The 24,517-nt window shown below is 69.8% G+C and carries 26 protein-coding genes; 14 read left to right on the top strand and 12 right to left on the bottom strand.

Annotation, left to right across the window (positions count from 1 at the left end):
- Positions 1-177: 177 nt before the first annotated feature.
- Positions 178-1,554 carry an 8-oxoguanine deaminase gene (locus Y590_RS14185; protein ID WP_060770416.1) on the top strand — a complete coding sequence of 459 codons (1,377 nt, stop codon included), beginning with the start codon at positions 178-180 and terminating at the stop codon, positions 1,552-1,554.
- Here Y590_RS14185 and Y590_RS27345 read toward each other — a convergent pair.
- A complete protein-coding gene (locus Y590_RS27345) occupies positions 1,539-1,766 on the bottom strand; it encodes a hydroxyisourate hydrolase (protein WP_286161746.1) in 228 nt (75 codons plus the stop codon). The genes Y590_RS14185 and Y590_RS27345 overlap by 16 nt on opposite strands.
- A 402-nt stretch (positions 1,767-2,168) precedes the next feature.
- On the opposite strand from Y590_RS27345, the gene Y590_RS14175 reads away from it, so the two are divergent.
- Entirely contained in the window at positions 2,169-2,417 is a 249-nt protein-coding gene (locus tag Y590_RS14175) for a hypothetical protein (RefSeq protein ID WP_060770414.1), read from the top strand.
- A gap of 173 nt (positions 2,418-2,590) precedes the next feature.
- Here Y590_RS14175 and Y590_RS14170 read toward each other — a convergent pair whose 3' ends face one another.
- The gene (locus tag Y590_RS14170; protein ID WP_060770413.1) at positions 2,591-3,109 is read right to left on the bottom strand and encodes a flavin reductase; all 519 of its coding nucleotides are present in this window, start codon (positions 3,107-3,109) and stop codon (positions 2,591-2,593) included.
- Between the two features lie 209 nt (positions 3,110-3,318).
- Between Y590_RS14170 and Y590_RS14165 the strand changes: the two genes are divergently transcribed.
- Both Y590_RS14165 and Y590_RS14160 read left to right on the top strand, forming a co-directional pair.
- Complete coding sequence (locus Y590_RS14165; RefSeq protein ID WP_060772299.1) at positions 3,319-4,248, top strand: urease accessory protein UreD; 930 nt, start codon at positions 3,319-3,321, stop codon at positions 4,246-4,248.
- Between the two features lie 94 nt (positions 4,249-4,342).
- On the top strand, positions 4,343-4,963 hold the full coding sequence (locus Y590_RS14160) for an urease subunit gamma (protein ID WP_083530860.1): 621 nt from the start codon (positions 4,343-4,345) through the stop codon (positions 4,961-4,963).
- Positions 4,964-5,107: 144 nt separating this feature from the next.
- Here Y590_RS14160 and Y590_RS14155 read toward each other — a convergent pair whose 3' ends face one another.
- Positions 5,108-6,241 carry an RNA ligase gene (locus Y590_RS14155; RefSeq protein ID WP_144439977.1) on the bottom strand — a complete coding sequence of 378 codons (1,134 nt, stop codon included), beginning with the start codon at positions 6,239-6,241 and terminating at the stop codon, positions 5,108-5,110.
- Between the two features lie 451 nt (positions 6,242-6,692).
- Here Y590_RS14155 and Y590_RS14150 point away from each other — a divergent pair, with 451 nt between their 5' ends.
- The 5 genes from Y590_RS14150 to ureG all read left to right on the top strand — a co-directional run bounded on the left by Y590_RS14150 (position 6,693) and on the right by ureG (position 11,171).
- Complete coding sequence (locus Y590_RS14150) at positions 6,693-7,592, top strand: DUF1003 domain-containing protein (RefSeq protein WP_060770411.1); 900 nt, start codon at positions 6,693-6,695, stop codon at positions 7,590-7,592.
- Positions 7,593-7,665: 73 nt separating this feature from the next.
- Positions 7,666-9,378, top strand: coding sequence for an urease subunit alpha (gene ureC / locus Y590_RS14145; protein ID WP_060770410.1), 1,713 nt, complete (start codon positions 7,666-7,668; stop codon positions 9,376-9,378).
- 3 nt (positions 9,379-9,381) lie between these two features.
- Positions 9,382-9,873, top strand: a complete 492-nt coding sequence (locus Y590_RS14140; RefSeq protein WP_060770409.1) for an urease accessory protein UreE — start codon at positions 9,382-9,384, stop codon at positions 9,871-9,873.
- Positions 9,806-10,540 (top strand): urease accessory protein UreF, encoded by a 735-nt coding sequence (locus tag Y590_RS14135; RefSeq protein WP_083530859.1) that lies wholly within the window; start codon positions 9,806-9,808, stop codon positions 10,538-10,540. The genes Y590_RS14140 and Y590_RS14135 overlap by 68 nt, the downstream gene beginning before the upstream one ends.
- Before the next feature lie 16 nt (positions 10,541-10,556).
- The gene (gene ureG / locus Y590_RS14130) at positions 10,557-11,171 is read left to right on the top strand and encodes an urease accessory protein UreG (RefSeq protein ID WP_060770407.1); all 615 of its coding nucleotides are present in this window, start codon (positions 10,557-10,559) and stop codon (positions 11,169-11,171) included.
- 76 nt (positions 11,172-11,247) lie between these two features.
- Here the strand turns inward: ureG and Y590_RS14125 are convergent, their stop codons facing one another.
- Genes Y590_RS14125 through Y590_RS14100 form a run of 6 tightly spaced genes read right to left on the bottom strand, consistent with a single transcriptional unit; the run spans position 11,248 to position 17,592 of the window.
- Positions 11,248-12,309 carry a phytoene/squalene synthase family protein gene (locus Y590_RS14125; protein WP_060770406.1) on the bottom strand — a complete coding sequence of 354 codons (1,062 nt, stop codon included), beginning with the start codon at positions 12,307-12,309 and terminating at the stop codon, positions 11,248-11,250.
- On the bottom strand, positions 12,290-13,816 hold the full coding sequence (locus Y590_RS14120; RefSeq protein WP_060770405.1) for a phytoene desaturase: 1,527 nt from the start codon (positions 13,814-13,816) through the stop codon (positions 12,290-12,292). Before Y590_RS14120 ends, Y590_RS14125 begins: the two co-directional genes overlap by 20 nt.
- Positions 13,817-13,860: 44 nt before the next feature.
- Positions 13,861-14,772, bottom strand: a complete 912-nt coding sequence (bchO, locus tag Y590_RS14115) for an alpha/beta fold hydrolase BchO (RefSeq protein WP_060770404.1) — start codon at positions 14,770-14,772, stop codon at positions 13,861-13,863.
- A gap of 14 nt (positions 14,773-14,786) precedes the next feature.
- Positions 14,787-16,538, bottom strand: coding sequence for a magnesium chelatase subunit D (locus Y590_RS14110; RefSeq protein WP_060770403.1), 1,752 nt, complete (start codon positions 16,536-16,538; stop codon positions 14,787-14,789).
- Between the two features lie 2 nt (positions 16,539-16,540).
- On the bottom strand, positions 16,541-17,050 hold the full coding sequence (locus Y590_RS14105) for a DUF192 domain-containing protein (RefSeq protein ID WP_060770402.1): 510 nt from the start codon (positions 17,048-17,050) through the stop codon (positions 16,541-16,543).
- A complete protein-coding gene (locus Y590_RS14100; protein ID WP_193763202.1) occupies positions 17,047-17,592 on the bottom strand; it encodes a cold-shock protein in 546 nt (181 codons plus the stop codon). Before Y590_RS14100 ends, Y590_RS14105 begins: the two co-directional genes overlap by 4 nt.
- Before the next feature lie 422 nt (positions 17,593-18,014).
- On the opposite strand from Y590_RS14100, the gene Y590_RS14095 reads away from it, so the two are divergent.
- Positions 18,015-19,001 (top strand): heparan-alpha-glucosaminide N-acetyltransferase, encoded by a 987-nt coding sequence (locus tag Y590_RS14095; protein WP_060770400.1) that lies wholly within the window; start codon positions 18,015-18,017, stop codon positions 18,999-19,001.
- Between the two features lie 175 nt (positions 19,002-19,176).
- Here Y590_RS14095 and efp read toward each other — a convergent pair whose 3' ends face one another.
- Positions 19,177-19,743 carry an elongation factor P gene (gene efp, locus Y590_RS14090; RefSeq protein ID WP_003599274.1) on the bottom strand — a complete coding sequence of 189 codons (567 nt, stop codon included), beginning with the start codon at positions 19,741-19,743 and terminating at the stop codon, positions 19,177-19,179.
- 123 nt (positions 19,744-19,866) lie between these two features.
- On the opposite strand from efp, the gene epmA reads away from it, so the two are divergent.
- From epmA to Y590_RS14070, 4 genes are all read left to right on the top strand, one after another.
- Complete coding sequence (epmA, locus tag Y590_RS14085) at positions 19,867-20,925, top strand: EF-P lysine aminoacylase EpmA (protein WP_060770399.1); 1,059 nt, start codon at positions 19,867-19,869, stop codon at positions 20,923-20,925.
- Positions 20,922-21,983 (top strand): lysine-2,3-aminomutase-like protein, encoded by a 1,062-nt coding sequence (locus tag Y590_RS14080; RefSeq protein WP_060770398.1) that lies wholly within the window; start codon positions 20,922-20,924, stop codon positions 21,981-21,983. Before epmA ends, Y590_RS14080 begins: the two co-directional genes overlap by 4 nt.
- Positions 21,980-22,603, top strand: a complete 624-nt coding sequence (locus Y590_RS14075; protein ID WP_060770397.1) for a glutathione S-transferase family protein — start codon at positions 21,980-21,982, stop codon at positions 22,601-22,603. Before Y590_RS14080 ends, Y590_RS14075 begins: the two co-directional genes overlap by 4 nt.
- A gap of 63 nt (positions 22,604-22,666) precedes the next feature.
- Entirely contained in the window at positions 22,667-23,464 is a 798-nt protein-coding gene (locus Y590_RS14070; RefSeq protein ID WP_060770396.1) for a YdcF family protein, read from the top strand.
- A 7-nt stretch (positions 23,465-23,471) separates the two neighbouring features.
- Here the strand turns inward: Y590_RS14070 and Y590_RS14065 are convergent, their stop codons facing one another.
- Both Y590_RS14065 and Y590_RS14060 read right to left on the bottom strand, forming a co-directional pair.
- Positions 23,472-23,735 (bottom strand): DUF3253 domain-containing protein, encoded by a 264-nt coding sequence (locus tag Y590_RS14065; RefSeq protein WP_083530858.1) that lies wholly within the window; start codon positions 23,733-23,735, stop codon positions 23,472-23,474.
- The gene (locus Y590_RS14060; RefSeq protein WP_060770394.1) at positions 23,725-24,438 is read right to left on the bottom strand and encodes a DUF599 domain-containing protein; all 714 of its coding nucleotides are present in this window, start codon (positions 24,436-24,438) and stop codon (positions 23,725-23,727) included. Before Y590_RS14060 ends, Y590_RS14065 begins: the two co-directional genes overlap by 11 nt.
- Positions 24,439-24,517 lie beyond the last annotated feature (79 nt).

Below are 24,517 nucleotides of genomic sequence, written 5' to 3'. Positions count from 1 at the left end.
GCGCCTGCGCGTGGCGTCCATAGATCGATGTATCAAAACGCGAAGCTCTGCGAATATTCCACCACAAGTCTCAGGCAACACGCTTTTTCCTCGGCGGCTCCACCCCTATCTTCGCTGTCCGATACAACCGGAGCGGCAATGGGTCCGGTCTCACCTTCGAAGATCTCAGGAGTCGGCATGGTAGCGGATGGCACGGTCGCGCGGCGGCTCTGGATACGCGATCCCCTCGCGATCCTGGCGGACGGAGCCGGCGCCGGCCTCGTCGTCGAGGGCAGCCGCATCGCCGAACGGGTGCCGGCTGGCGGGCAGCCCTCCGCGCCGGTGGACGAGACGTTCGACGCCTCGCGCCACGTCGTCATCCCCGGCCTCGTCAACACGCATCACCACTTCTTCCAGACGCTCACCCGCGCGCACCCGATCGCGATCAACAAGCCGCTCTTTCCCTGGCTTCAGGCGCTCTACGGGATCTGGGGGCGGCTGACGCCGGAGGCGTTCCGGCTCGCGACGCGGCTCGCCTACACCGAGCTGCTCCTGTCGGGCTGCACCACGGCCGGCGACCACCACTACCTGTTCCCGCGAGGGCTTGAGGCGGCCGTCGACATCCAGGTCGAGGAGGCGCGCCGCTTGGGCATCCGCGCCGTCGTCACCCGCGGCTCGATGAGCCTGTCGGAAAAGGACGGCGGCCTGCCGCCCGAGACGCTGGTGCAGGACGACGACACCATCCTCGCCGATAGCGAACGGGTACTGCGCCTGTTCCACGATCCCGCGCCCGGCGCGATGGTACGGATCGGGCTCGCTCCCTGCTCGCCCTTCGCCGTCACCAAGCGGCTCATGCGCGAGAGCGCGGCCCTGGCCGAGCGCTACGATTGCCCGCTTCACACCCATCTCGGCGAGACCCGTGATGAGAACGCCTTTTGCCTGGAGGTGTTCGGGCAGCGCCCGGTCGATTACCTGGAGGAGGTCGGCTGGATGACCCGGCGGGCCTGGCTCGCCCACGGCATCCATTTCGAGGACGACGAGGTGCGTCGCCTCGGCGCGGCGGGCGTCGGCGTCTGCCATTGCCCGACCTCGAACATGGTGCTCGCCTCGGGCCATTGCCGAACCTGCGAGCTGGAGGCGGCGGGTTCCCCGGTCGGCCTCGGTGTCGATGGCTCGGCCTCGAACGACAGCTCGAACCTGATGGAGGGCGTGCGCCACGCCCTGATGATCAACCGCCTGACCTACGGCGCCGAGGCGGTGACCCATCTCGACGCCCTGCGCTGGGCGACGGAGGGCTCCGCCGCCTGCCTCGGTCGCAGTGACATCGGCCGGATCGAGCCCGGCCGCGAGGCGGATCTGGCCTTGTTCACCCTGGACGAGTTGCGCTTCTCCGGCGCCCACGATCCGCTCGCGGCTTTGGTGCTCTGCGGCGCCCACCGGGCGGACCGGGTGATGGTGGCCGGGCGCTGGCGGGTGATCGACGGGCAGCCCCTCGGTATCGAGACCGGGCGCCTGCGCGAGGAGCATTCGCGGCTCGCCCGGCACCTGTTCGGCGACACTCAGCTGGCGCGATAGGTCTGGTTTCTCCAGGGGCTGGCGACGAGGGGGGCGCGATACGGCCCCTCCGGCTCGGCCACGCCGAAGTGGATCGGCACCCCGTCGAGGAAGGCGGGCTCGGTCAGGGTGAGCCCGGCGCGGCGGAAATGCTCGTTGATGTGGAAGCGAAGTTCGTCGGTGGCGATCGGCACCGGACGACCGCCGATCAGCGGGGGGATCGGTACGCCCATCCACATTGGTCGCGGCGCGGGCGACCATCACCGATTCGCCCCCGACGATCGCCCGTGAGGGGTGGTCGCGGCGGCCTCGGTGGTTCTCCACGCAATGCCCCTCGTTTAGTCCCGGCAGAAACGCGCGCCGTGTCCGCGCGCACATGACGGGAAAGGATCGTGCCAGATGCTAAGCAAGCAGGCAGATTCTCGAGTTATCCAGATAAGTAGCTGAAGAATATACAATATATTCTAGTGCCGGGGTGTCGCCCCCTGGCTAGGGGCTCTCCGGCGCTCTCTTGTTGCTCACATTGCATGCAATTGATGGCTATTCGGCGGGCTTAGCTGCACAAATTATGTGAGCATTACGCTCGCGCCGTGCTTAACTCCCTGACCGAAACAACTCGTTCGGGAGACACGAAAATGTCCGTACGCATCTTCTCCGCCGCACTCATCGCGCTCGCTGTCTCGGCGGGTGGCGCTTTGGCTGGCGATCGGGGCCGGATCGCCGGGGCGCAGCAGGCGGAGACGACCGGCAGTGTTGCCCGCTCGGCCGAGCCGCTGAACCTGTTCGGCGTCCCGGATCGCGATCCCAGCTTGTTCGCGCCGCAGCGTCAGACCCGCAGTACCTTCAACGCCAACACCGCCCGCGCGCGCCACTACGAGCGCTGAGCGTCTGTCCGGCGACGTTGCTTCGGTAGGCCCGTCCGCTCCATGCCGAGCGGTGGGGCGAAAGCTTGGCCTCGAAGCACGCCCGAACCGTCGATCCCCCGGCACCGATCTGCCGGGAGAGGCGTGTCTCGGCGGGCTTCGAGGCTGCTGGCTTTGCGCCTCCGCAAGGGCGGTCAGTCGCCCTTGGAATCCTGGCGCGGCAGGACGCGATAGTGCCGCCCGGCATAGAGCAGGCTCTCGGCGCCGCTGATCTCGGCGAGTGCCTCGACGGCGCAGATCAGCACGTCATGCGTGCCCACCTCGTGGCGATCGACGATCCGGCAATCGAAGGCGACGAGGGCACCCGCGAGCACCGGAGCGCCGGTCTGCAACCGGCCCCAGGCCGGTCCCGCGAAGCGCTCGGCCTGCGGCACGCGGCCGGCGAAATCGGTGGCGAGGTCTTCATGCGCCACCGTGAGCGTATTGATGCAGAGCACGCCGTTGCGCAGGAAGGCCGGATAGGCGGATGAGCCGCGGTTGAGGCAGACCAACAGCGTCGGCGGGCTGTCGCTGACGCTGCACACCGACGTCGCCGTGAGGCCCGCACGGCCGCCGGGCCCGTCCGTGGTCACGAGATGCACCGCACTCGCGATCTGAGCCATCGCTTCGCGGTAAGCCGAGGCGGACACGGCCTCGGGGTCGGATGAGATCATGACGGTCGCCTTTCGGGGCCGGATGAGGTCCCGATCGTTGAGCAGGACGTCGCAAGGCTCGGTCGAACGCCCTTGAAACGATGACGCGGTGGGCGTTCCGGCCGCTGCGGTCAAGGGGAAGAGTGACCATCTCAAGGTCGAGAACGGTCGTCGCTGCCCGCATCCTGCGCCTCGGCTGCCGAAGATCGGTGCGGGATGGCACCGGACCGGTGGTGCCCGCCACCTTGCGGACCGGGGCTCCGGTGGCCGATGAAGCCCGCACCCGTTCCGCCGGAGGCCGTCCGATCCCTGCCGCCGAACCGCTCCGTCCCGCCTTGTCTCGCCAGCGCTCGCAGGGCGCGGTGCATCTGCGCGTCGCCCCGGCCGGAACGGCCGCGGACGCGCCGACGCGGATCGTCGATCTCGCCGAGAGCGGCCCTTTGCGCCTGCGCTTTCCCCGCCAGGGGGCCGAGCGGATGCTGGAGGGCGTGCTGGTCAATACCGGCGGCGGCATCGCCTGCGGCGATGTGTTCGCGGTCTCGGTGACGGTCGAGCCGGGTGGGGCCTGCCTGCTGACCACCACGGCGGCGGAGAAGATCTACCGCTCGGACGGGCCCTGCGCGGAGATCGTCAACCGGGTGAGCGTCGGCGCGGGCGGGCGGCTCGATTGGCTGCCGCAGGAGACGATCCTGTTCGACCGCGCCCGGCTGGTGCGCCGCTTCGAGGCGGATCTTGCCCCCGATGCGTCGCTGCTTGCCGCCGAAATCGCGGTGCTCGGCCGTGCCGCCCGCGGCGAGAGTCTGGAGGAGGCCCTGTTCGAGGATCGCTGGCGCATCCGCCGCGACGGCCGCCTCGTCTACGCCGATAGCCTGCGCCTCGACGGGGCGGTCACGGCCCTGATGGACCGCCGGGCGATTGGCGGCGGGGCCCGCGCGCTGGCGACGATCCTCGACCTTTCACCGCGCGCGGAGGGCCGGCTCGACGAGGCCCGCACCCTCCTCGACGCTCTGCCGGCGCATGTCGAGGCCGGGGCGAGCGCCTGGAACGGCCATCTCGCCGTGCGGATGCTGGCCCCCACCGTCGCTCCCTTGCGCGACGGCGCCGCCCGCTTCCTCGCCGCATGGCGCGGGCAGCCGATGCCGCGCGTGTGGCAGACGTAACCAGCTTGGCCTGACCAGCTTGACCTTGGGCCGAGCATGATCCTTGCTCGGCGGACCTTCAGGCCCGGCCGAATCTCACCTCAGGACGCACGCCTTGCTCCTCACGCCCCGCGAGAAAGACAAGCTCCTCGTCGCCATGGCCGCGCAGGTCGCCCGCAACCGGTTGGCGCGGGGGGTGAAGCTCAACCATCCGGAGGCGATCGCCCTCATCACCGACTTCGTGGTCGAGGGCGCCCGCGACGGGCGCTCCGTTGCCGAGTTGATGCAGGCCGGCGCCCGCGTTCTCGATGCCTCCCAGGTGATGGAGGGGGTGCCCGAGATGATCCACGACATCCAGGTCGAGGCGACCTTCCCCGATGGCACCAAGCTCGTCACGGTCCACCACCCGATCCGCGGCGCACCCTCGGCGGAGGTCCCGGGCACGGTGACGACGCTTCCCGGCGAGATCGTCTTCAATGCCGGCGCGCCGCGCACGGTGATCGAGGTCGCCAATACCGGGGACCGCCCGATCCAGGTCGGCTCGCACTACCACTTCTTCGAGGCGAATCCCGGCCTCGTCTTCGACCGCGACAAGGCCCGCGGCCAGCGCCTCGACATCGCGCCCGGCACGGCGGTGCGCTTCGAGCCGGGCTCGACCCGCGAGGTGGCACTGGTACCGCTCTCGGGCGACCGCAAGGTCTACGGCTTTCGCGGCGACGTGATGGGGCCGCTATGAACCCACGCCCGGCATCGCCGACGACGCGGTGAAACGCGGCCGAAACATGTGCCGCGCTCGGCTCGCCGCTGGCTCGAAAGGAGCTGAGGCGGCGAGCCGCGGGGTTGGTGCTCGGTCAGCCTTGACGGCCGTAGTGGATCGGCCTCACGCCTCGATCGCCGGCAGATCGAGATCCTCCGCGATCCAGGTCATGCCGAAAAGGTCGCGCACGGCTTCGACTCGTCCCTCACTGCCCGATGCGTGAACCAGCATCGCTCCGATCACGGCCCGAGGATCGCGCCCGTCGAACGCCGCGAAAGCGGCATGTGTCAGCCGCTTGTCGAAACGACGGAATGCGAGGACCGCAAAATCCTTGCGCGGCACGCCCCGATGCTCGGCCGCGAAGGCGAGGATGTCGGCCGCGTGGGCTGAGGCCCGGCCTTCGACGACTGCCTGATAGGCCAGGAGGCGCGCGGCGACCGTCTCCGGCAAGATCGGCACCACGTCGTCGACCGCACCGGCCGCGACCCAGCCGAGTACGTTCTTCTCCAGGCGTACGTCTGAAAGAGCGCGATGGCGCAACACGTAGCCGTCGGTCTTGAGCTTGAGGCGATGGCCGTCCTCGAAGGCCAGCACGTAGCCCTCGATGCCGGCTTCCCGGCGAGCGCCGGCAACGAAGCCCTTCGCGTCGGCGATCGCGCCTTTGGCTCGCACAACTGGAACGTCGAAGCGTTCGCCTAAACCGACCAGATCGGCCAACGGCAGATAAGCGCCCGAGATCATCTCGCGTGCCGCGAGAAGCGTCAGGGCCGGCTGATCATAGGCGATGACGATCCGGTTGTCCGGTGAGGTGAACTCGAAGATCGGCGTGATGCCACCGTCGAGCAGGTGGCGTGCGAGTTCGAGGACGCCCGTTCCGGCATGCCGTTGCGCGGCCGCAGCCTGCATCGAGGCGCCCATCCGGGTCATGAACACCGTCGCCCCGTCGAGCAGGACCGGGTGCACCATCGAACCGTCGAGCTTGTCGAGCACGTGATGAGGGATGGACCAGTCGATGTCCTCGGTGCGCTGGCGCTCTCCAAGATTGAAGAATTTATGAAACGGCCGACCGATGATTCGTCCGTCGCGGTCGAATTTCAGACCGCGGCATTCAAGTGCCATGGCGGAGCTGAACGTCTCGGGGACTGTGTAGACATAATCGATTACGGTGTGGTCGGGGCGCCGGGAGACGACGAAACCCTGATCGAAGGACACGTATGGGGTAACGTTTGCGAGATGTTCGATAGTCGGGAATTTCACGTCCGTATCCTTTTTCGATGGAAATGCTGCTCAAAGAAATCTTTTGAGTATCCTGAACATCGGCAGTTAAGTCGGTTCGACATGGTTCTCTCCTGGCCAATCAAGTCTGTCGGCGGGATGTTTATGGGGCTCGCGGGCCTTGCCGAGCAAGGGCTGGTAGTATGACGGATCGCCATTTCCCGGCTCGCTGCTCGCGGTCGCCGAGGCGCGAACGATGCTGTGAGCGGCAGCAGGAAGCGCGCCCGGCTCGGGGATGCGCTTCGAACCCTGCACCTCCGAGACGTGACGCCGTCGCCGCTCTCGGCTAGAGGGCGTTCCGTTGAAGCGCGGGGCGGTTCGTCGAGGGACGGCGCGAATGCGGGAAGCGGACGACGCGGAGCCGAGGCGACCGGGTCCGATGTGCGTCGCAGCGGGCGGGCGACCGGTTTCTCAGCAACAGGGTGGGCAGACCGTGAGCCTGACCGACGAGCTGCACGAGCGCGCGCGGGGGATGATCGCCCTCGATCCGGAAGCCCATTCGGTTCCGACGAAGAAGCGGAGCGTCTGTGCCATCTCCGGCGTCGAGATGTCCCGCCGCAATCTCGTTCCGATCGCGAGCCTGCGCCCGGCCCTGGCCGGACATATCCGGGCCGACTATCCCGGTTTGGCCGACGACGCGCTCATCAGCGCCAAGGAACTCGCCACCTACCGGACGCGCTACGTCGCCGAACTGCTGGCCGAGGAGCACGGCGAGTATTCCGATCTCGACCGGCAGGTGGCCGAGAGCATCGCCGCCCAGGACACGATCGCCGAGAATGTCGAGGAAGATTACGACGAGCACCGCAGCTTCGGCGAACGCGTCTCCGACGGTCTCGCCAGCTTCGGCGGATCCTGGGCCTTCCTCATCAGCTTCGCGCTGGTGCTGGTGGCGTGGATGGCGGTGAACGTCACCATGGGCGAGATGCGGGCGTTCGACCCCTACCCGTTCATCCTGCTCAACCTCGTCCTGTCCTGCATCGCGGCGATCCAGGCGCCGATCATCATGATGAGCCAGAGCCGGCAGGACAAGAAGGATCGGCTGCGCTCGAACAACGATTACCGCGTCAACCTGAAGGCGGAGTTGGAAATCCGGCACCTGCACGAGAAGATGGATCACCTCGTCACCAAGCAGTGGCAGCGACTGGCGGAGATCCAGCAGATCCAACTCGAAACGCTGCAGGAGATGCGCACCCGCCTGACACGCAAGCCCGTCGTGAAGATCAAGAAGGTCGTGCGCAAGAAGCGCGCGAAGCCGGCGGGGGCCGATGCGGCCCCGCCCGCGGGCGGGAGCGCGCCGTCATCCGGGCCGCCTTCCTCCGGGCCGGCGGGCTGAGCGACCCGTGCCCTGGCCTCTCGGCATCAACCCTGCTTGCCCCATCCCGCGACCCTGAGATCGAGCGTCCCCCATGTCTGCCCGTTTGCCCCGCGCGGCCTATGCCGCCATGTTCGGACCGACCACCGGCGACCGCATTCGCCTCGCCGACACGAGCCTGGAGATCGAGGTCGAGCGCGATCTCACCACCTACGGCGAGGAGGTGAAGTTCGGCGGCGGCAAGGTGATCCGCGACGGGATGGGGCAATCCCAGGCGACCAACGCCGCGGGCGCCGTCGATACCGTCATCACCAACGCGGTCGTGCTCGACCATTGGGGCGTGGTGAAGTGCGATGTCGGCATCGTGCGCGGCCGTATCGTCAAGCTCGGCAAGGCCGGCAATCCGGACGTTCAGGCCAATGTCGACATCGTCGTCGGCCCCGGCACCGAGGTGATCGCGGGTGAAGGAAAGATCCTCACGGCCGGCGGCTTCGACAGCCACATCCACTTCATCTGCCCGCAGCAGATCGAGGAGGCGCTCTGCTCCGGCGTCACGACGATGCTCGGCGGCGGCACCGGGCCGGCGCACGGCACCTTCGCCACCACCTGCACGCCCGGCCCCTGGCACATCGCCCGGATGATCGAGGCGGCGGACGCCTTCCCGATGAACCTCGCCTTTGCCGGCAAGGGCAACGCCTCGGTGCCCGGTGCGCTGGAGGAGATGATCCGCGCCGGCGCCTGCGCCATGAAGCTGCACGAGGATTGGGGGACGACGCCGGCCGCGATCGACACTTGCCTCTCGGTGGCCGATGCCTTCGACGTACAGGTCATGATCCACACCGACACGCTCAACGAATCGGGCTTCGTCGAGGACACGATCGCCGCCTTCAAGGGTCGCACCATCCACGCCTTCCACACCGAGGGCGCGGGCGGCGGCCATGCGCCGGACATCATGCGGGTGGCCGGCCTGCCGAACGTACTCCCGTCGTCGACGAACCCGACGCGCCCCTTCACCAAGAACACCATCGACGAGCATCTCGACATGCTGATGGTGTGCCACCACCTCGACCCGTCGATTCCCGAGGATCTCGCCTTCGCCGAGAGCCGCATCCGTAAGGAAACCATCGCGGCCGAGGACATCCTGCACGATATCGGCGCGCTCTCGATGATGTCGTCCGACAGTCAGGCCATGGGCCGGGTCGGCGAGGTCGTGATCCGCACGTGGCAGACGGCGGACAAGATGAAGCGCCAGCGCGGCGCTTTACCCGGCGATGCTTCGGGCAACGACAACCTGCGTGCCCGGCGCTACGTGGCGAAATACACGATCAACCCGGCCATCGCGCATGGCGTGTCGCGCCATATCGGCTCGGTGGAGCCGGGCAAGCTCGCCGACCTTGTGCTGTGGACGCCGGCCTTCTTCGGCGTGAAGCCGGACCTCGTCCTCAAGGGCGGCATGATCGCCACCGCGCCGATGGGCGACCCCAACGCCTCGATCCCCACACCGCAGCCGGTGCATTACCGGCCGATGTTCGGCGCCTATGGCCGCGCACCCTACGCCACCGCGCTCACCTTCGTCTCGCGGGCGGCGCTCGAGGACGGCGTGAAGGAGAAACTGCGCGTCTCCAAGGAGTTGGTGGCGGTCGAGAACGTGCGCGGCGGCATCTCGAAGAAGAGCATGATCCTCAACGACGCGACCCCGGTGATCGAGATCGACCCCGAGACCTACGACGTGCGCGCCGACGGCGAATTGCTGGTCTGCGAGCCGGCGGAGATCCTGCCGATGGCGCAGCGCTATTTCCTGTTCTGAATCATGATCCGCGCCACCCACGTCATCCGCCGCGACCGTCTCGGCTCCGGCGAGATCGTCGATCGCATCGTGCTCGACTCGAATGACCGGCATCGCCGCCGCATGGCGATGCGCGGCGTCGGTGGCACCGCGTTCCTGCTGGACCTCGCCGAGGCCACCGTGCTCGATGACGGCGACGCCCTCGCGCTGGAGGACGGACGGCTCGTCTGGGTCGAGGCGGCGCCCGAGGCTCTGCTGGAAATCCGCGCGCCCACCCCGCACGCCCTCAAGCGGCTGATCTGGCATATCGGCAACCGTCACATCCCCGCCGAGATCGGCGAGGAGGCGGTTTGGATCGGTCACGACCACGTGCTCGCCGAGATGGTGCGGGGTTTGGGCGGCAGCGCCGAGCCGGTGACGCGGCCGTTCCGGCCCGAGGGCGGCGCCTATGCCGACGGTCATGCTCATGAGCACGGTCGCGGGCATTCGCACGCCCACCCGCACGCCCATGATTGACGCCCTTCGGCTGATGGCGTGGCTCTCGCCGACCTATCCGGTCGGCGCCTTCGCCTATTCGCACGGGCTCGAATGGGCGGTGGAGTGCGGCGACGTCCGCGACGCAGCCACCCTCGCCGATTGGCTCGCCGACGTGCTGGAGCGGGGCGCGGGGCGCAACGACATGATCCTCTGCACCGCCGCGCATCGCGCCACCGAGGCCGGAGACGATGCGGGACTTGCCGAGATCAACGACCTCGCTTTGGCGCTCGCCCCCTCCCGCGAGCTTCACTTGGAGACGAGCCAGCAGGGGCGCAGCTTCCTGGATGCGACGCTGCGGGCCTGGCCCTGCCCTGCCCTCTCGACGGTCGCCGACCGGCTCACTGCCGAGGTTGCCTATCCCGTCGCCGTCGGCGCGGCGGCGGGCGCGCACGGCGTCGCGCGGGAGGCGACGGTGGCGGCCTACGGCCTCGCCTTCGTCCAGAACCTCGTCTCGGCGGCGCTACGGGTGGCGCCGGTCGGCCAGAGCGCGGGCACGACGATTCTCGCCGCGCTGACCCCTCGCGTCGCCGCACTGGCCGAGTCGCTGCACGAGGCCGGACTCGACGCGCTCGGCAGCGCGACCCTGCGGCTCGATCTCGGCTCCTTCCGGCACGAGACGCAGTATTCCCGCATCTTCCGCTCCTGAGGATTTTTTCAGACCCATGGCATCCGTGAACGGACCCCTGCGCGTCGGAATCGGCGGACCCGTCGGCTCCGGCAAGACCGCGCTGATGGAGCAACTCTGCCGCCGCTTCCGCGACACCTACGAGATCTGCGCGATCACCAACGACATCTACACCAAGGAGGATGCGCGCATCCTCACGGTGGCCGGCGCCCTGCCGGAGGAGCGCATCCTCGGTGTCGAGACCGGCGGCTGCCCGCATACGGCGATCCGCGAGGATGCCTCGATCAACCTCGCGGCGGTGGCGGAGATGCGCCGCCGTTTCCCGAAGCTCGACCTCGTGCTGATCGAATCCGGCGGCGACAACCTCGCGGCGACCTTCTCGCCGGAACTGGCCGACCTCACCCTCTACGTCATCGACGTGGCGGGCGGGGAGAAGATCCCCCGCAAGGGCGGCCCCGGCATCACCCGCTCCGACCTGCTCATCGTCAACAAGACCGATCTCGCCCCGCTCGTCGGCGCCGACCTCTCGGTGATGGAATCCGACACCCAGCGGATGCGCGGCACGCGGCCCTACGTGTTCGCCTCCCTGCGCGAAGGGCACGGGGCGGATACGGTCGCTCGCTTCATCGTGGAGGCCGGGGGGCTGGGTTGAGGATGCTTCCGAAGACCTGATCGAGTGAGTGCATGCCTTCTCCCCGCGCAGGGAGAGGAGATCCTGCTCGTTTTCCTTACGACGCGGCCGAGCGGCGGAAGGCGTCGCGCTCTTCCAGCGCCTCGATCAGGTCGAGCACCCGCACGACTTGCCCCGAGACGTTCCACCACGGCGGCAGGCGGCGCGCGGCCGGGACCGGATGGTGCGACACGGCCTCCACGAGGAAGGCGGTCTCGGGCAAAGGCGGCGCCGACAACCCCCGGCCGCCACCCGCGGGCAGGATGGCGGTGGCCAGAAGCCCGGCCTTGCGCGCACCGGTGACGCGGGCGCGCCGCGTGACCGAATCGAGCCCGTTCGCCTCCACGGCACGGCCGATCTCCGCATAGATCAGGCCGGCGGCGCGGATCGCCGGGCGGCAGCTCAAGGGGAGCGCGGCGATGCCGGGCTCGGCGCGGGCGTAGAGTTCGTCGGCCGCCGCCAGCAGATCGGCCACCACCCGTTGCAGCCCGGGGCCGAGCCGAGGCTCGGCGAGGAAGGCGTTCGCGTCGATGCCCGCCGCGTCGAGCCACGCGCGAGGCAGGTAGAGGCGCCCGGCGCGGGCATCCTCGCCGACATCGCGGGCAATGTTGGTAAATTGCATGGCGACGCCGAGGTCGCAGGCGCGGGCGAGCGCGGGGCCGTCGCGCACCCCCATCACCAGCGTCATCATCGCCCCGACCGCGCCCGCGACCCGGGCGGCGTAGGCGGCCAGCTCCGGCAGGGTGTCGTAGCGCCGGCCTTGCGTATCCCAGGCCAGCCCTTCGAGCAGCGCCCGCGGCAGCGCGTCCGGGATGGCGTGGCGGGCGAGCACCTCGGCGAGGGCCCGGTCGGCCGGGTGGTTGTCGGGCCGGCCGGCACAGGCCGCCGTCAGCCGTCGCTCCAGGCGGGCAAGCGCTGCGGCGCGGTTGCCCCCTGCCTTGTCCACCGCGTCGTCGGAGAGGCGGCAGAAGGCGTAGAGGCCGTAAGCCGAGACCCGCACCGAGGGCGGCAACAGCAGCGAGGCCGCGAAGAAGCTCTTGGAGCCGGCGCGGATCGCGGCCCGGCAGGCGGAACGGTCCGCCGCGCTGGCGGCGGAAGGGTCAGGCGCAAACACGGGCATCCGGCACCACGGAATCGAGGACACGCGCCGAGGACAGCACGCCCGGCAGGCCGGCGCCGGGATGCGTCCCCGCGCCGACGAGGAAGAGGTTCGCCACGTCTTCCGAGCGGTTGTGCGGGCGGAACCAAGCCGATTGCGTCAGCACCGGTTCCAGCCCGAACCCGGAGCCGCGGAAGCTCAGGAAGTCGTCGGAAAAGTCCTGCGGCGTCGTCACCCGCGAGGTGACGAGGGCGTCCGACAGCCCCGGCAGCACCGAGCCTTCGAGGAAGCGGGCGATCCGCTGGCGGTAGGGCTCGGCAAGCTGCGCCCAATCCTGGCCGCCATCGAGGTTCGGCACCGGGGCGAGCACGTAGAACGCGTCGTGCCCTGGCGGGGCGAGCAGCGGGTCGGTCGCGGTCGGGCGGTGGAGGTAGAGGCTGAAATCGTCCGCCAAGTGCTTGCGGTCGAAGATGTCCTGCAACAGGCCGCGATAGCGCGGGCCCATCAGGATCATGTGGTGATCGACCTCCGGGTACTTCTTCCGGGTGCCGAAATACCAGACGAACAGCCCCATGGAGGACGAGGCGCGCGCCAGACGCCGCGCGCTCCAGCGCCGGGTCCGGCCGCCGAGCAGCGTGCCGTAGGTGAAGGCGGAATCGGCGTTCGAGACGACGACGTCGGCGGGGATGACCTCGCCGCCCGCCAGCACTACCCCGGTCGCCCGCGCGTCCTCGACGCGGATGCGCGAAACGTCCTCGCCGCAGCGGACGCTGCCGCCCTGCCCCCGGATCAGCCCGCAGAGCCCGTCCACCAGCCGCCCGGTGCCGCCCATGGCGAAGTGGACGCCCCATTGCCGCTCCAGATGGGCGATCAGGCAGTAGATGCCGCTGGCGCGAAACGGGTTGCCGCCGATGAGCAGGGGATGGAAGCTGAAGATGGTGCGCAGCCGCTCGTCGCGGATGAAGCGGGACACCACGTCGTAGACGCTGCGGTGGCCCGACAGGCGCAAGAGGTCCGGCGCGATCCGCAGCATCGAGCCGAGGCTGCCGAACGGAACGTGCCCGAGTTCCTCGAAGCCCATCCGGCACACGGCCTCGCTATGGGCCATGAAGCGCTCGTAGCCCGGCACGTCGTCCGGCGAGAAGCGGGCGACCTCGGCCCGCATCGCCGCCCGGTCGCCGCTATAGGCGAAGCTCTGCCCGTCCTCGAAGCGGATGCGGTAGAACGGCTGCATCGGCACGAGGGTCACGTCCTCGCGCATGTCCCGCCCGCACAGCCGCCACAGCTCCTCGAACAGGAACGGCGCGGTGACGATGGTCGGCCCCGCATCGAAGGTGAAGCCGTCCTGGCGGTGGACGCGGGCGCGGCCGCCCGGCTGGTCGAGCCGTTCCAGAACGGTCACGCGATAGCCGCGCGCCCCGAGCCGAACCGCCGCGGCCAGCCCACCGAAGCCGGCCCCGATCACGACCGCATGCGGCCGGGCGTCGGGGCCGGACGCGACAATCGGTTTGACGGCGAGTGTCAACATAGGTTGACACTATGGCTGGGATTTTCGTCAACGCAAGAGGCGTCTCAGGGTGCCGGGGCGCGAATGGCCTCCGCTTCCGCCAGAATGATCTCCGCCACCTGCTCCGGCGCCTCCTCGTGGGCGAGGTGGCCGAGGCCGCGCAGCAATTCGACGCGGGCGCTCCGCAACCGCTCGCGCAAGGCGAAGGAATCGTCCGGCTTGATCGCCTTGTCGTCCCCGCCGACGACCAGCAGCGTGCGGGTTTCGAGCCGCGGCAGGTCGCGAGCGAGCGCCGGAAGATCCCAGTTTGCCATCATGCCGAGGGCACCCGAGACATGGCTGGGGCGGGTGAACAGCCGCCGGTAGAGGTCGAGCCCCTGCGGGTCCAGGCGCGAGCCGGTGCCGTCGATGAGGCGGCGCACCGCCGCCCGGTCGGCGCTCCAGGCGAAGACTTTCGGCGTCACGGGGTTCAGGAACAGCATCCGGGCGATGCCGGGGAAGAGGAAGCTGGCAACGCCGGGAAACGGGGTCAGCGCACCGTTGAGCGCGACCAGCAGGTCGGGATCGATGCGCCGGTCGAGGCACATCCGCGCGAGCACCGCCGCACCGGCCGAATGGCCGATTGCGAGCCGCGGGTTCAGGCCGAGACCGGTGACGAGGTCGCCCACCGCCTCGGCCATGCCGGGCAGGGAGAGCCGGCGGGGGGGCAGCGGATCGGTGAAGCCGTGGCCCGGCAGATCGGGCGCGACGACCCTGAACCGTTCCGCGAGAAGCGGGGCCAGCCCGCGCCAGGAATGGGTCGCGGCGCCGGTGCCGTGCAGGAGCAGGAGGCCGGGTGCATCCGGCTCCCCGAATTCCTGCACGTGCCAGCGCAGGCCTGCGGCCTCCACGAAGCGGCTCGCCGCCCGGTGCGGCCAATCGCGGCCATCACGCTCCCAATCCGGCCGGTCGTCTTTGGAGGGCGAGGGGGAGGACAAGGGCAAAGCGGGCCTCAGGCTGTGGCGGCGCGCACCGCCGCGCTGACGCTGCCCGCATCGGCATGGGGCAGCGGACAGTAACGCCCCCGCGCCGCCTCGGCGAGGCCGCGCGCGCCGTCGGGCCGGGCGCCGGTATCGATCACGAGGATGGGCAGCGCCTGCACCCGAAGCACGCGGGCGGCCGCCAAAGCCTCCTCGCCGGCCAGCGCCCGGCCGCCGAGGCCGGAGCGGGCGACGTTGGCGCGCCCGTCGGTGAGCAGGACGATGACGGGGCTTCCGCCCGCGCGCCGGATGCCGAGGGCCAGGGCGGCGGCGGTGTCGAGCCCGGCGGCGAGCGGCGTGCCGCCTCCGCCGGCCAGGCCCGCGAGCACGCGCTTGGCTCTGACCAGGGAGCGCGTCGGCGGCAGCACGGTCTCGGCCCGCGCGCCGCGGAAGGCGACGAGGGCGATGCGGTCGCGCCGGACGTAAGCCTCCGCGAGGAGCAATTCGACGGCGCCCTTCGCCTCCGCCAGCCGTTCGAGCGCCGCCGAGCCGGAGGCATCGACGCAGAAGATCGTCGTCGTCTCGCTGCGCCGCTTCAACCGGCGAATCCGGAAATCCTCCGGGGTGACGAGGACGCGGCGTGGATCGGCCTCGCCCCGGCGCAGGCGCTGCCACGGGGCGGCGGCGCGCAGGGTCGCGATCAGGTCGAGCCGCCCCCGGCGCGGATCGCCGGGACGGCTGCCGACCGGGCGGCCCGTGAGCGGCGAGGCGGAGGCCGCCCCCATCCGCCCGGCCGCGCCGGCGCGCAGCGGCGGGCCGCCGGCAAGGAGCCGGGCGAGCAAGTCCTTCGGGAGGGCGGCACGGACCGCGTCGAGCACCGTCTCGCCGGCTTCTGTTGGCGTGGCATCCGCCTGCTCGGGCGCGTCCTCGGGGGTTCGATCGGCGTCCTGTGGGGGCTGCGGCTCCGGTGGGGGCGGGTCCGCCGGTTCCTGCTCGGCCGGCTGCGGCGGCGCGGGCAGACGCGTCGCCCGCGGCGCCAGGACGAGACGTGCGGCGTCGATCAGGTCGGCCTCGCTCGGTTCGTCGCGCCGGGCATTCCGGGCGATGAGCCGGGCGATCCGCAGGGCGAGAAGCGGTGCCCGCAGCGAGGCGATGCCGAAGGCCTCCGCGACGGCGCAGAGGGTCGCGGTCGGGTCGGGCGCGGATTGGCCTGCTGCTGCGTCCGCTTCGCCAGCGGCCCGGGAAGGGGGCGTTCTCGCGTCCCGCAGGCTCACGCTGGACAGGTCGATGCGGAGTGCCAGTCGGTCGGCAAGCGCCGCAGTGACGGTCTCGTCCTCCTGCCCCTCGTCGAGCAGCACGAGGCCGAAGCGGGCCGGGAGCCGTGCGGCGAGGCCATCGCGTTCCAGCGCCACCATGCCCGTGTCGAGGGCGCCCGTGAGCCGGGCCACGGCGCCGCGCTCCAGGCGTTCGGCCATCGGCACCACGACGATACCGCCATCGGCCTCCGCCAGCAGGCCGCGCTGGATCACCGGGCGGCCGGCCCGGAGAGTGGCGGGCAGGTCGAGTCCACCGATCAGACGGTCGTCGGCGATGCCCGGCGGCATCCGTCGCACCGGGCCCGTGAGCAGGGCGCGAAGATGATCGAGCCAAAGGTCGCGCACCGGACCGGCCCCTGCACGCACCACGATCCCGCCGAGGCCATGCGGGTCGGCGGCGAACAGGGCGGCGGCGCGCAGCGCATCATCCCAGACCCCGGCCGGATCGTCGGGCTCCGGGGCCGTCACGGCTAGCGCTTGAACATCGGGTGCTCGACCCGGTCGCCCGCGCGGATGCCGAGCTTGGCGGCGGTCCCGGCGTTGAGTTCGAGCACTGCGAGAACCGGCTCGCCCGACGGGATCACCTTGGTCGAGAGCGGCTCTGTATCCGGGGCGATCCGGGCGATCGAGCCGTCGGAACGGATGAACACCATGTCGAGCGAGAGGTAGGTGTTCTTCATCCACATCGTGACCGGCGCCGGCCGCTCGAAGTCGAACAGCATGCCGTGGTCGGCGGCCATGGAGCGGCGGTACATGAGCCCCTTGGCGCGCTGCGCGTCGGTGCGCATCACCTCGACCTGGAAGGCGTGGCGGCCATTCTTGGCGACGATGCCCAGCGGCTCGGTCGCGGTCTGGGCGGCGGGCGCCGCCTCTTGCGCGCGGAGTGGAAGCACCGGCAAGGCCGCCAGCGCGGCGAGGCAGGCGGCGATGCGCAGGAGCTTTGTCGCGAGGGGAGACACGGGCACGCGGATCACCGTCAATGGGAAGCCGGAAGCGCCCCGTCGACGAGGCGGACTTCCGCCGCCATAGCACCCTTCGAGCCGTCGCCGTAGCGCACCAGCACCTCCTCGCCGGGCTTCAACTCGGCGATGCCGTAGCGGCGCAGGGTCTCCATGTGAACGAAGATGTCCGGCGTGTCGTCGCCGCGGCTGAGGAAGCCGAAGCCACGCAGGCGGTTGAACCACTTCACCACCGCGCGTTCCAGGCCGCTCGTCGGCGTGACGACTTCGTGGGTGCGCGCCATCGGCAGTTCGGAGGGGTGGAGCGCCGTCGACTGATCCAGCGAGAGCACCCGGAAGGCCTGCCAGCCGCGGGCGCGCTGCACTGCCTCGACCACGATCCGCGCGCCTTCGCTCGCGGCCTGATGCCCGTCCCGGCGCAGGCAGGTGATGTGCAGCAGCACGTCCGCCGAGCCGTCATCCGGCACGATGAAGCCGAAGCCCTTCGACACGTCGAACCACTTGATGCGCCCGGCGACCTCCAAGAGTTCGGCCGGACGTTCCTCCTCGGTCTCCCGCTCCATCGCGCGGTCTCGCGTCTCCGGCATACGAAGCCCGACGGCACTCAGTTCGTGGTCGTTCGACATATAAGCAACCCGTGCCGAATCGCGCGGCGCAATCCCGAGCCTACGTTAACAAAGTCAGATTACGCGGAAAGCCCGTTTGGTCGGCAACGGGACACTTCAAATGATCATTTTTCAGAAGCATGGCGCCAATGTCGCATCTCGCATGCGCCGGGTTGCCCGTCCTCTCAATTGATTTGAATGCCGTTCCGGCACGCGAGAGCGTGGCCGGACAACGGGTTAGGATCACCCGCGCCGAATTCGGCTCGGTCGGGGTCTCCTGCCGGACTGATTCGATTGGCCGCAAGGCCGCCTGAGCGACAGGGCGTGTCTCGTTGCGCCTGCCCTTCGCCTCGACCGGAGATCGGTGATAGGGCGCGGCCATGCCCGCCTCCCCCGCATCCACGCCCCCCCATTCGAGCCGGCGGATCGATGCCCTCGATTCGGCCCGAGGCGCGGCACTCGCGGCGATGGCGGCCTACCATGGGCTGTGGGATCTCGGATTTCTGCAGCTCACGCCGCAGAATTTCGCGCTGACTCCGTCGGGGCGGCTGGCGGCCCACGGTATCGCCGGCGCGTTCCTGCTGCTGGTGGGCGTCGGCCTCGTGCTCGCCAATGGCGACGGCGTGCGCTGGCGGCCCTTCGCCATGCGGCTCGCGCGGATCGGCGGGGCGGCGCTCCTCATCACCCTGGCGACGCGGATCGCGTTTCCACAGAGCTATATCTTCTTCGGCATCCTGCACTGCATCGCCGTCTCGAGCGTGCTCGGCTTGCCCTTCGTGTTCCTGCCGGCCCCGGTCACGGCGCTCGCGGCCGCTGCCGTGCTGGTGGCGCCGCACGCCGTGGCCCATCCCCTGCTCGACGCGCCGGAACTCTACTTCCTCGGCCTCGGCCGGGGGCTGCCGGACACCAACGATTGGGTGCCGCTGTTTCCCTGGTTCGGGATGGTGCTGGCCGGGATTGCGCTCGCCCGGATCGCGCGGCCGGCTTTGGCCGGGTCGTGGCTCGCCCGCTGGCAGGCCCGGAGCGCCGTGGCACGCGGGACGGCCTTCGCCGGCCGGCACAGCCTCGCCGTCTATCTCGTCCACCAGCCGGCTCTGCTCGCCCTGTTCACCGGCCTCGTCACGCTGACCGGGCCGCATCCCAAGGCGGGGCTCGCGAGCTTCCGCAAGGATTACGTGGGCAATTGCACCCGCACCGGCGGCGAGGCGCAGGCCTGCCGGATCGCCGCCCGCTGCACCGCCGATGCCCTGCGGCGGGAGGGGCTCTGGGGTTCGGGCAAGCCCTATTCCGTGGAAGAGCGGGCCAAGGCGCAGGGGCTCTCGCAGCTCTGCTACGAGGCCGCGGAAGGCACCGCGGCCCCGCCGTGAGCGGATCTTTCGATCAAAAACCCCAAGCCTCTCCCTCATCCTGAGGTGCCGGCGCGAAGCGGAGGCCTCGAAGGGTGTTCCAGAAGCCGCGCGGGATCTGGAGCACCCTTCGAGGCCCGCTATCGCGGGCACCTCAGGATGAGGAGTGGATAGGGAGCCGCCGACCGAGAGAAAATCAGTCCTTGGCGCGCTCCACGTAGGAGCCGTCCGCCGTCATGATGACGACGCGGGTGCCGGTGCTGACATGCGGCGGCACCGAGGTCTTCACGCCGTTCGAAAGCAGCGCCGGCTTGTAGGAAGAGGAGGCGGTCTGGCCCTTGGTGACCGGCTCGGTCTCGACGATCTCGAAGGTCATGCGCTGCGGCAGCTCGATGGTCAGCGGCACGCCGTTATGGGTCGAGAGGGTCACGGTCATGCCCTCCTGCAGGTAGGGGGCGGCGTCGCCGACCACGTCCGCGGGGACGGCGATCTGCTCGTAGCTCTCGGGGTTCATGAAGTGATACCCCTCGCCGTCCTGGTACAGGAAGGTGTGGTCGCGGTCCTCGACGAAGGCCCGCTCGACCTGCTCGGTGGTACGGTAGCGCTCGGAGATCTTCACGCCGTCGGTGATGCGGCGCATATCGAGCTGCGTCACCGGAGTGCCCTTGCCGGGGTGGATGTTCTCCGCCGTCAGGATGACGTAGAGCTTGCCGTCCTTATCGACGACGTTGCCCTTGCGAAGGGTACTGGCGATCACTTTCACGAGCGTGGACCTTGGCTTGACGAGAACGGCGGCTCTTCACCGGCGTCTCGGCCGGATGAGCGGAATCATCCGCGAGGCCCTACCCTATCCGCGGCTCGGTTGCCAGCCGGAGGCTGTTTTCGCGTGAGTCACGAGTCTTCGCCCTGGTGGCATCCCGGCCTCCATGCGGACCGACGGCCGCTGCTGCTCACCCGCAACCGCATCCTCGCGGGGTTTCGCGCGTGGTTCGCGGAGCGCGATTTCGTCGAGGTCGAAGCCGCCGCGCTGCAAGTCTCTCCCGGCAACGAGGCGCATCTCTCGGCCTTCGCCACGGAAGCGATCCTGCCCGATGGTGCGCGCGAGCCGCTCTATCTCCACACCTCGCCGGAATTCGCCTGCAAGAAGCTGCTGGCCGCGGGTGAACCGCGCCTGTTCAGCCTCGCCCACGTCTTCCGCAACCGCGAACGCGGCGCGTTGCACCATCCCGAATTCACGATGCTCGAATGGTACCGGGCGGGCGAGCGCTACGACGCGCTGATGCAGGACGGTGCCGCACTTTTGGCCCTCGCCGCCGAAACCGCGGGCGTGAAGCGCCTGACCTTTCGCGGGCGCGAGGCCGATCCGTTCGCACCCTTCGAGCGGCTGACCCTGGCGGAGGCCTTCCAGCGCTTTGCTGCCATCGATCTCCTCGCCACGGTCTCGCCCGACGGCGGGACCGACCGCGACACCCTCGCCGATGCGGTGATGACCCGCGGCCTGCGCGTGGCGCCCGACGACAGCTGGGCCGACCTGTTCAGCCGCGTCCTCGTCGGGCTGATCGAGCCGCATCTCGGCCAGGGGCGCCCGACCATCCTGTGCGAGTATCCGGTGAGCGAGGCGGCGCTCGCCCGGCCGAGCCCGCGCGACCCGCGGGTCGCCGAGCGCTTCGAACTCTATGCCTGCGGCGTCGAACTCGCCAACGCCTTCGGCGAACTCACCGATCCCGCCGAGCAGCGCCGCCGCTTCGAGGCGGAGATGGCGGAGAAAGCCCGCATCTACGGCGAGCGCTATCCGATCGACGAGGAGTTCCTGGACGCGCTGGCGATCATGCCCGAGGCTAGCGGCATCGCGCTCGGCTTCGACCGGCTGGTGATGCTGGCCACCGGCGCGCCGCGCATCGACGACGTGATCTGGACACCGGTCCCCCGGAATCGGTCGCGGTGAGCCTCGCCCTGAAGAGTGTCACCGCGCTGGCCCGCGCCGGGCTGGTGGACGCGGCTGCCCTCCCCGCCCTGGAGCGGGTCGCGGCGCGTTACGCCGTCTCGGTGACCGCCGACATGGCCGAACTGATCGACGCGAACGATCCCGACGACCCGATCGCTCACCAATTCGTGCCGCGCGCGGAGGAGATTGAGACGCGGCCCGAGGAGCGCGCCGACCCGATCGGCGACGACGCGCATGAGGCGGTGCCCGGCATCGTCCACCGTTATCCCGACCGGGTGCTGCTGAAGCCGCTCCACATCTGCCCGGTCTATTGCCGTTTCTGCTTCCGCCGCGAGCGCGTCGGCCCCCAAGGCCAGGGTTCGCTCAGCGAGGCGGAATTGGCGGGTGCCTACCGCTACATCGCCGCGCATCCGGAGATCTGGGAGGTGGTGGTGACGGGAGGCGACCCCTTCGCCCTCTCGCCCCGGCGGCTCGCGGCGATCACCGAGGCGCTCGGCGCGATCCCGCATGTGCGGGTGCTGCGCTTCCACACCCGCGTGCCGGTGGTCGAGCCCGCCCGCGTCGATGCGGCCCTGGTCGCCGCCCTCAAGGGGTTTTCCGGCGCGGTGTTCGTGGCGCTCCACGCCAACCATCCACGCGAATTCACGCCGGCCGCGCGCGGGGCCATGGCCCGGCTGGTCGATGCCGGCATCCCGATGGTGAGCCAGAGCGTGCTCTTGCGCGGCGTCAACGACGATGCCGAAACGCTCGAAGCCCTGATGCGCCGCTTCGTCGAGAACCGGATCAAGCCCTACTACCTCCACCACGGCGATCTCGCGCCGGGCACCGGCCATCTGCGCACGGCGCTGCCGGAGGGGCAGGCGCTGATGCGAAGCTTGCGCGGTCGCCTCTCCGGTCTCGCCCAGCCGCTCTACGTGCTCGACATTCCCGGTGGCCACGGCAAGGTGCCGGTGGGGCCGGGCTATCTTGACGAGGCGGGCGAGTCCTGGCGGGTGACCGATCCGGGCGGGGCCGTTCACGCCTATCCCCCCGAGAGCGACGACGAGGACGTGCGATGATGCTGAAGCTGTGGGGGCGGGCCAGCTCCGGAAACGTTCAGAAGGCGCTCTGGGCGCTCGACGAACTGGGTCTGGCCTACGAACATATTGAGGCGGGCGGCGCGCACGGCATCGTCCATGATGCCCGCTACCGCGCGATGAATCCCAACGGCCTCGTGCCGACGCTGGAAGAGGATGGCTTCGTCCTCTGGGAGTCGAACGCGATCCTGCGCTATCTCGCTTACGCCCATGGCGGCCCGCTGGCCCTGCCGGCGGCGCCGCGTGCCCGCGCGCTCATCGACCAGTGGCTCGATTGGCAGGCCACCGCCTTCACCCCGGCGATGCGCGACGCCTTCCTCCAACTCGTGCGCGTCGCCCCCGACAAGCGGGACGCGCGGATGATCGAGGCGTCGCGCGCCGGCTCCGAGCGCTGTGCCGCCCTGCTCGACCGGCATCTCGCAGACACGCCCCACGTGGCGGGCGAGCTTTTCTCCATCGCCGACATCGCCGTGGGGCTCGCGGCGAATCGCTGGTTCCAACTGCCGCTGGAGCGGGAGGAGCGCCCGAACATCCGCCGCTGGCTGGGCGCGCTCGCGCAACGGCCCGCCGCCACGGCCGTTCTGTCGCTGCCGCTCACCTGAACTGTTTCCGGCGAAGGTCAGCCCGTGTCGGATGCCGTGTCGAACCCCGGACGAAAGAAGACGATGTTCTTCCCGCTCTCGAAGCTGATCTTCTTCGTCCTCACGCCATCGAACTTCCTGATCCTGCTCGGGCTCCTCGGCTGTCTCCTGCTCTTCACCGAGGCCGGCCGCGGGGTCGGGCGGGTGCTCACGATCGCCGGCTTCGTCGGGCTCCTCGTCGCCGGGCTCTCGCCGCTCTCGGCCTGGACGCTGGCGCCGCTGGAGAACCGGTTTCCGAGCTTCACCGATGACGGCACGCCGATCACCGGCATCGTCGTGCTCGGCGGGACGGTCGAGGCCGATACCTCGATCGGCCGTGACCAGATCACCGTCAACGAAGCGGGCGAGCGGGCCATCGCTCTCGCCGACCTCGCCCGACGCTACCCGCAGGCGCGTCTCGTCTTCTCGGGTGGCTCCGGCAGCAATCGCGAGGACGCGGTCTCGGAGGCCGAGATCGTCAGCCGCTACGCCGACACGCTCGGCGTGCCGCGCAACCGCCTGATCCTGGAGCAGCAATCGCGCAACACCCACGAGAACGCAGTGTTCTCTGCGCGCATGGTGCAGCCGAAGCCCGGCGAGCGCTGGCTCCTCGTCACCTCCGCCTGGCACATGCCGCGCTCGATGGGCTGCTTCCGCAAGGCCGGGTTCGACGTCACCGCCTATCCCGTCGATTACCGCACCAACTGGCCGCGCGATGCCTACCGCCTCGCCAGCTTCGCCTCCACCGGTCTGGGGGAACTCGATATCGGCGTGAAGGAGTGGATCGGGATGATCGCCTACCGGCTCACCGGCTACACCGACGCGGTGCTGCCGGCGCCGTGAAACGCCGTCACCCCCGCGGCAGACTCAAGCGATAGATCCCGCGAAAATCGTCCGGATCCTCCACCGGCTTGCCCTTGCGCATGATCTGCACCCGGCCTTCCTTCGTCAGCCGCACGGCGACGCGGCGGACCGGCTGCATCAGCGGGCTCCAGCCATCCGGATGCGGGCCGCCGAGGGCACGGGCGATCTCGGAGGGGCAGCAGGTCTTGTCCGCCCCGCGCTCGCTAACGAGCCGCAGCATCGTCTCTTCGATCGCGGCTTCATCGGCCATGTGGGTCATCCTCGGCGAGCAGAAAGGCGCGGATCCGCGAGGAGAACTGGCGCCGCCACATCACCCAGACCACGCTGGCGGTGGCGAGCATCATCACCGGCGCGCTCACGAACCAGCCGAGATAAGCCAGCGCGAACAGGAAAGCACGCTGGCCTTTGGCGAAATGCGAGCCCGCCGCCACGTTCATCGCGCCGGCCCGCTCGGCCGCCCGGAGCATCACCGCCTCGGAGGCGCCCGAGCCCTTGGGCGGCACCGCGCCGATCAGGATCGCGCCGTAATTGAACAGCCGGTAGGCCCAGGCGAACTTGAAGAAGGCGTAGACGAACACGACGGCGAGCCCGGCGACCTTGATCTCCCAGGTCTGCCGGGTCGTTCCCGCGCCGAAGGGCAGCGCGGAGAACAGGTTGAGCACGTCGTCGCCCGAGCGCGAGAGTGTCAGCACCGAACCGAGTGCGATCAGCGCGGTCGAGGCGAAGAAGGCGGTGCCGTTCTGAAGCGAGGCGTTGATCGTCGTATCCACCACGCGGTTGTCGCGGGTGATCATCTGGACGGCCCATTTGTGCCGCTGCCGGTTCATGATCTGGCTGAGGCTCAGCCGGTCGCCCCGTCGCCGCTGCACGGCAAAGCTGTAGCCGGCCCAGGACGCCACGAAGAAGACGAGCGCCGCGAAGTCGAGCGGGGAAAAGGCGTGGAGGTCCCACATGGTCAGGGCGTCGTCATCGCGGTTTCGTCTCGCCGGTCCGGGTGGGCGTGCTGCCCCGGCGGCTACAGGCCGGCGGCTC

The sequence above is a fragment of the Methylobacterium sp. AMS5 genome (assembly GCF_001542815.1).
Classification (GTDB): Bacteria; Pseudomonadota; Alphaproteobacteria; order Rhizobiales; family Beijerinckiaceae; genus Methylobacterium.
This window is presented reverse-complemented; position numbering and strand designations above follow the sequence as displayed.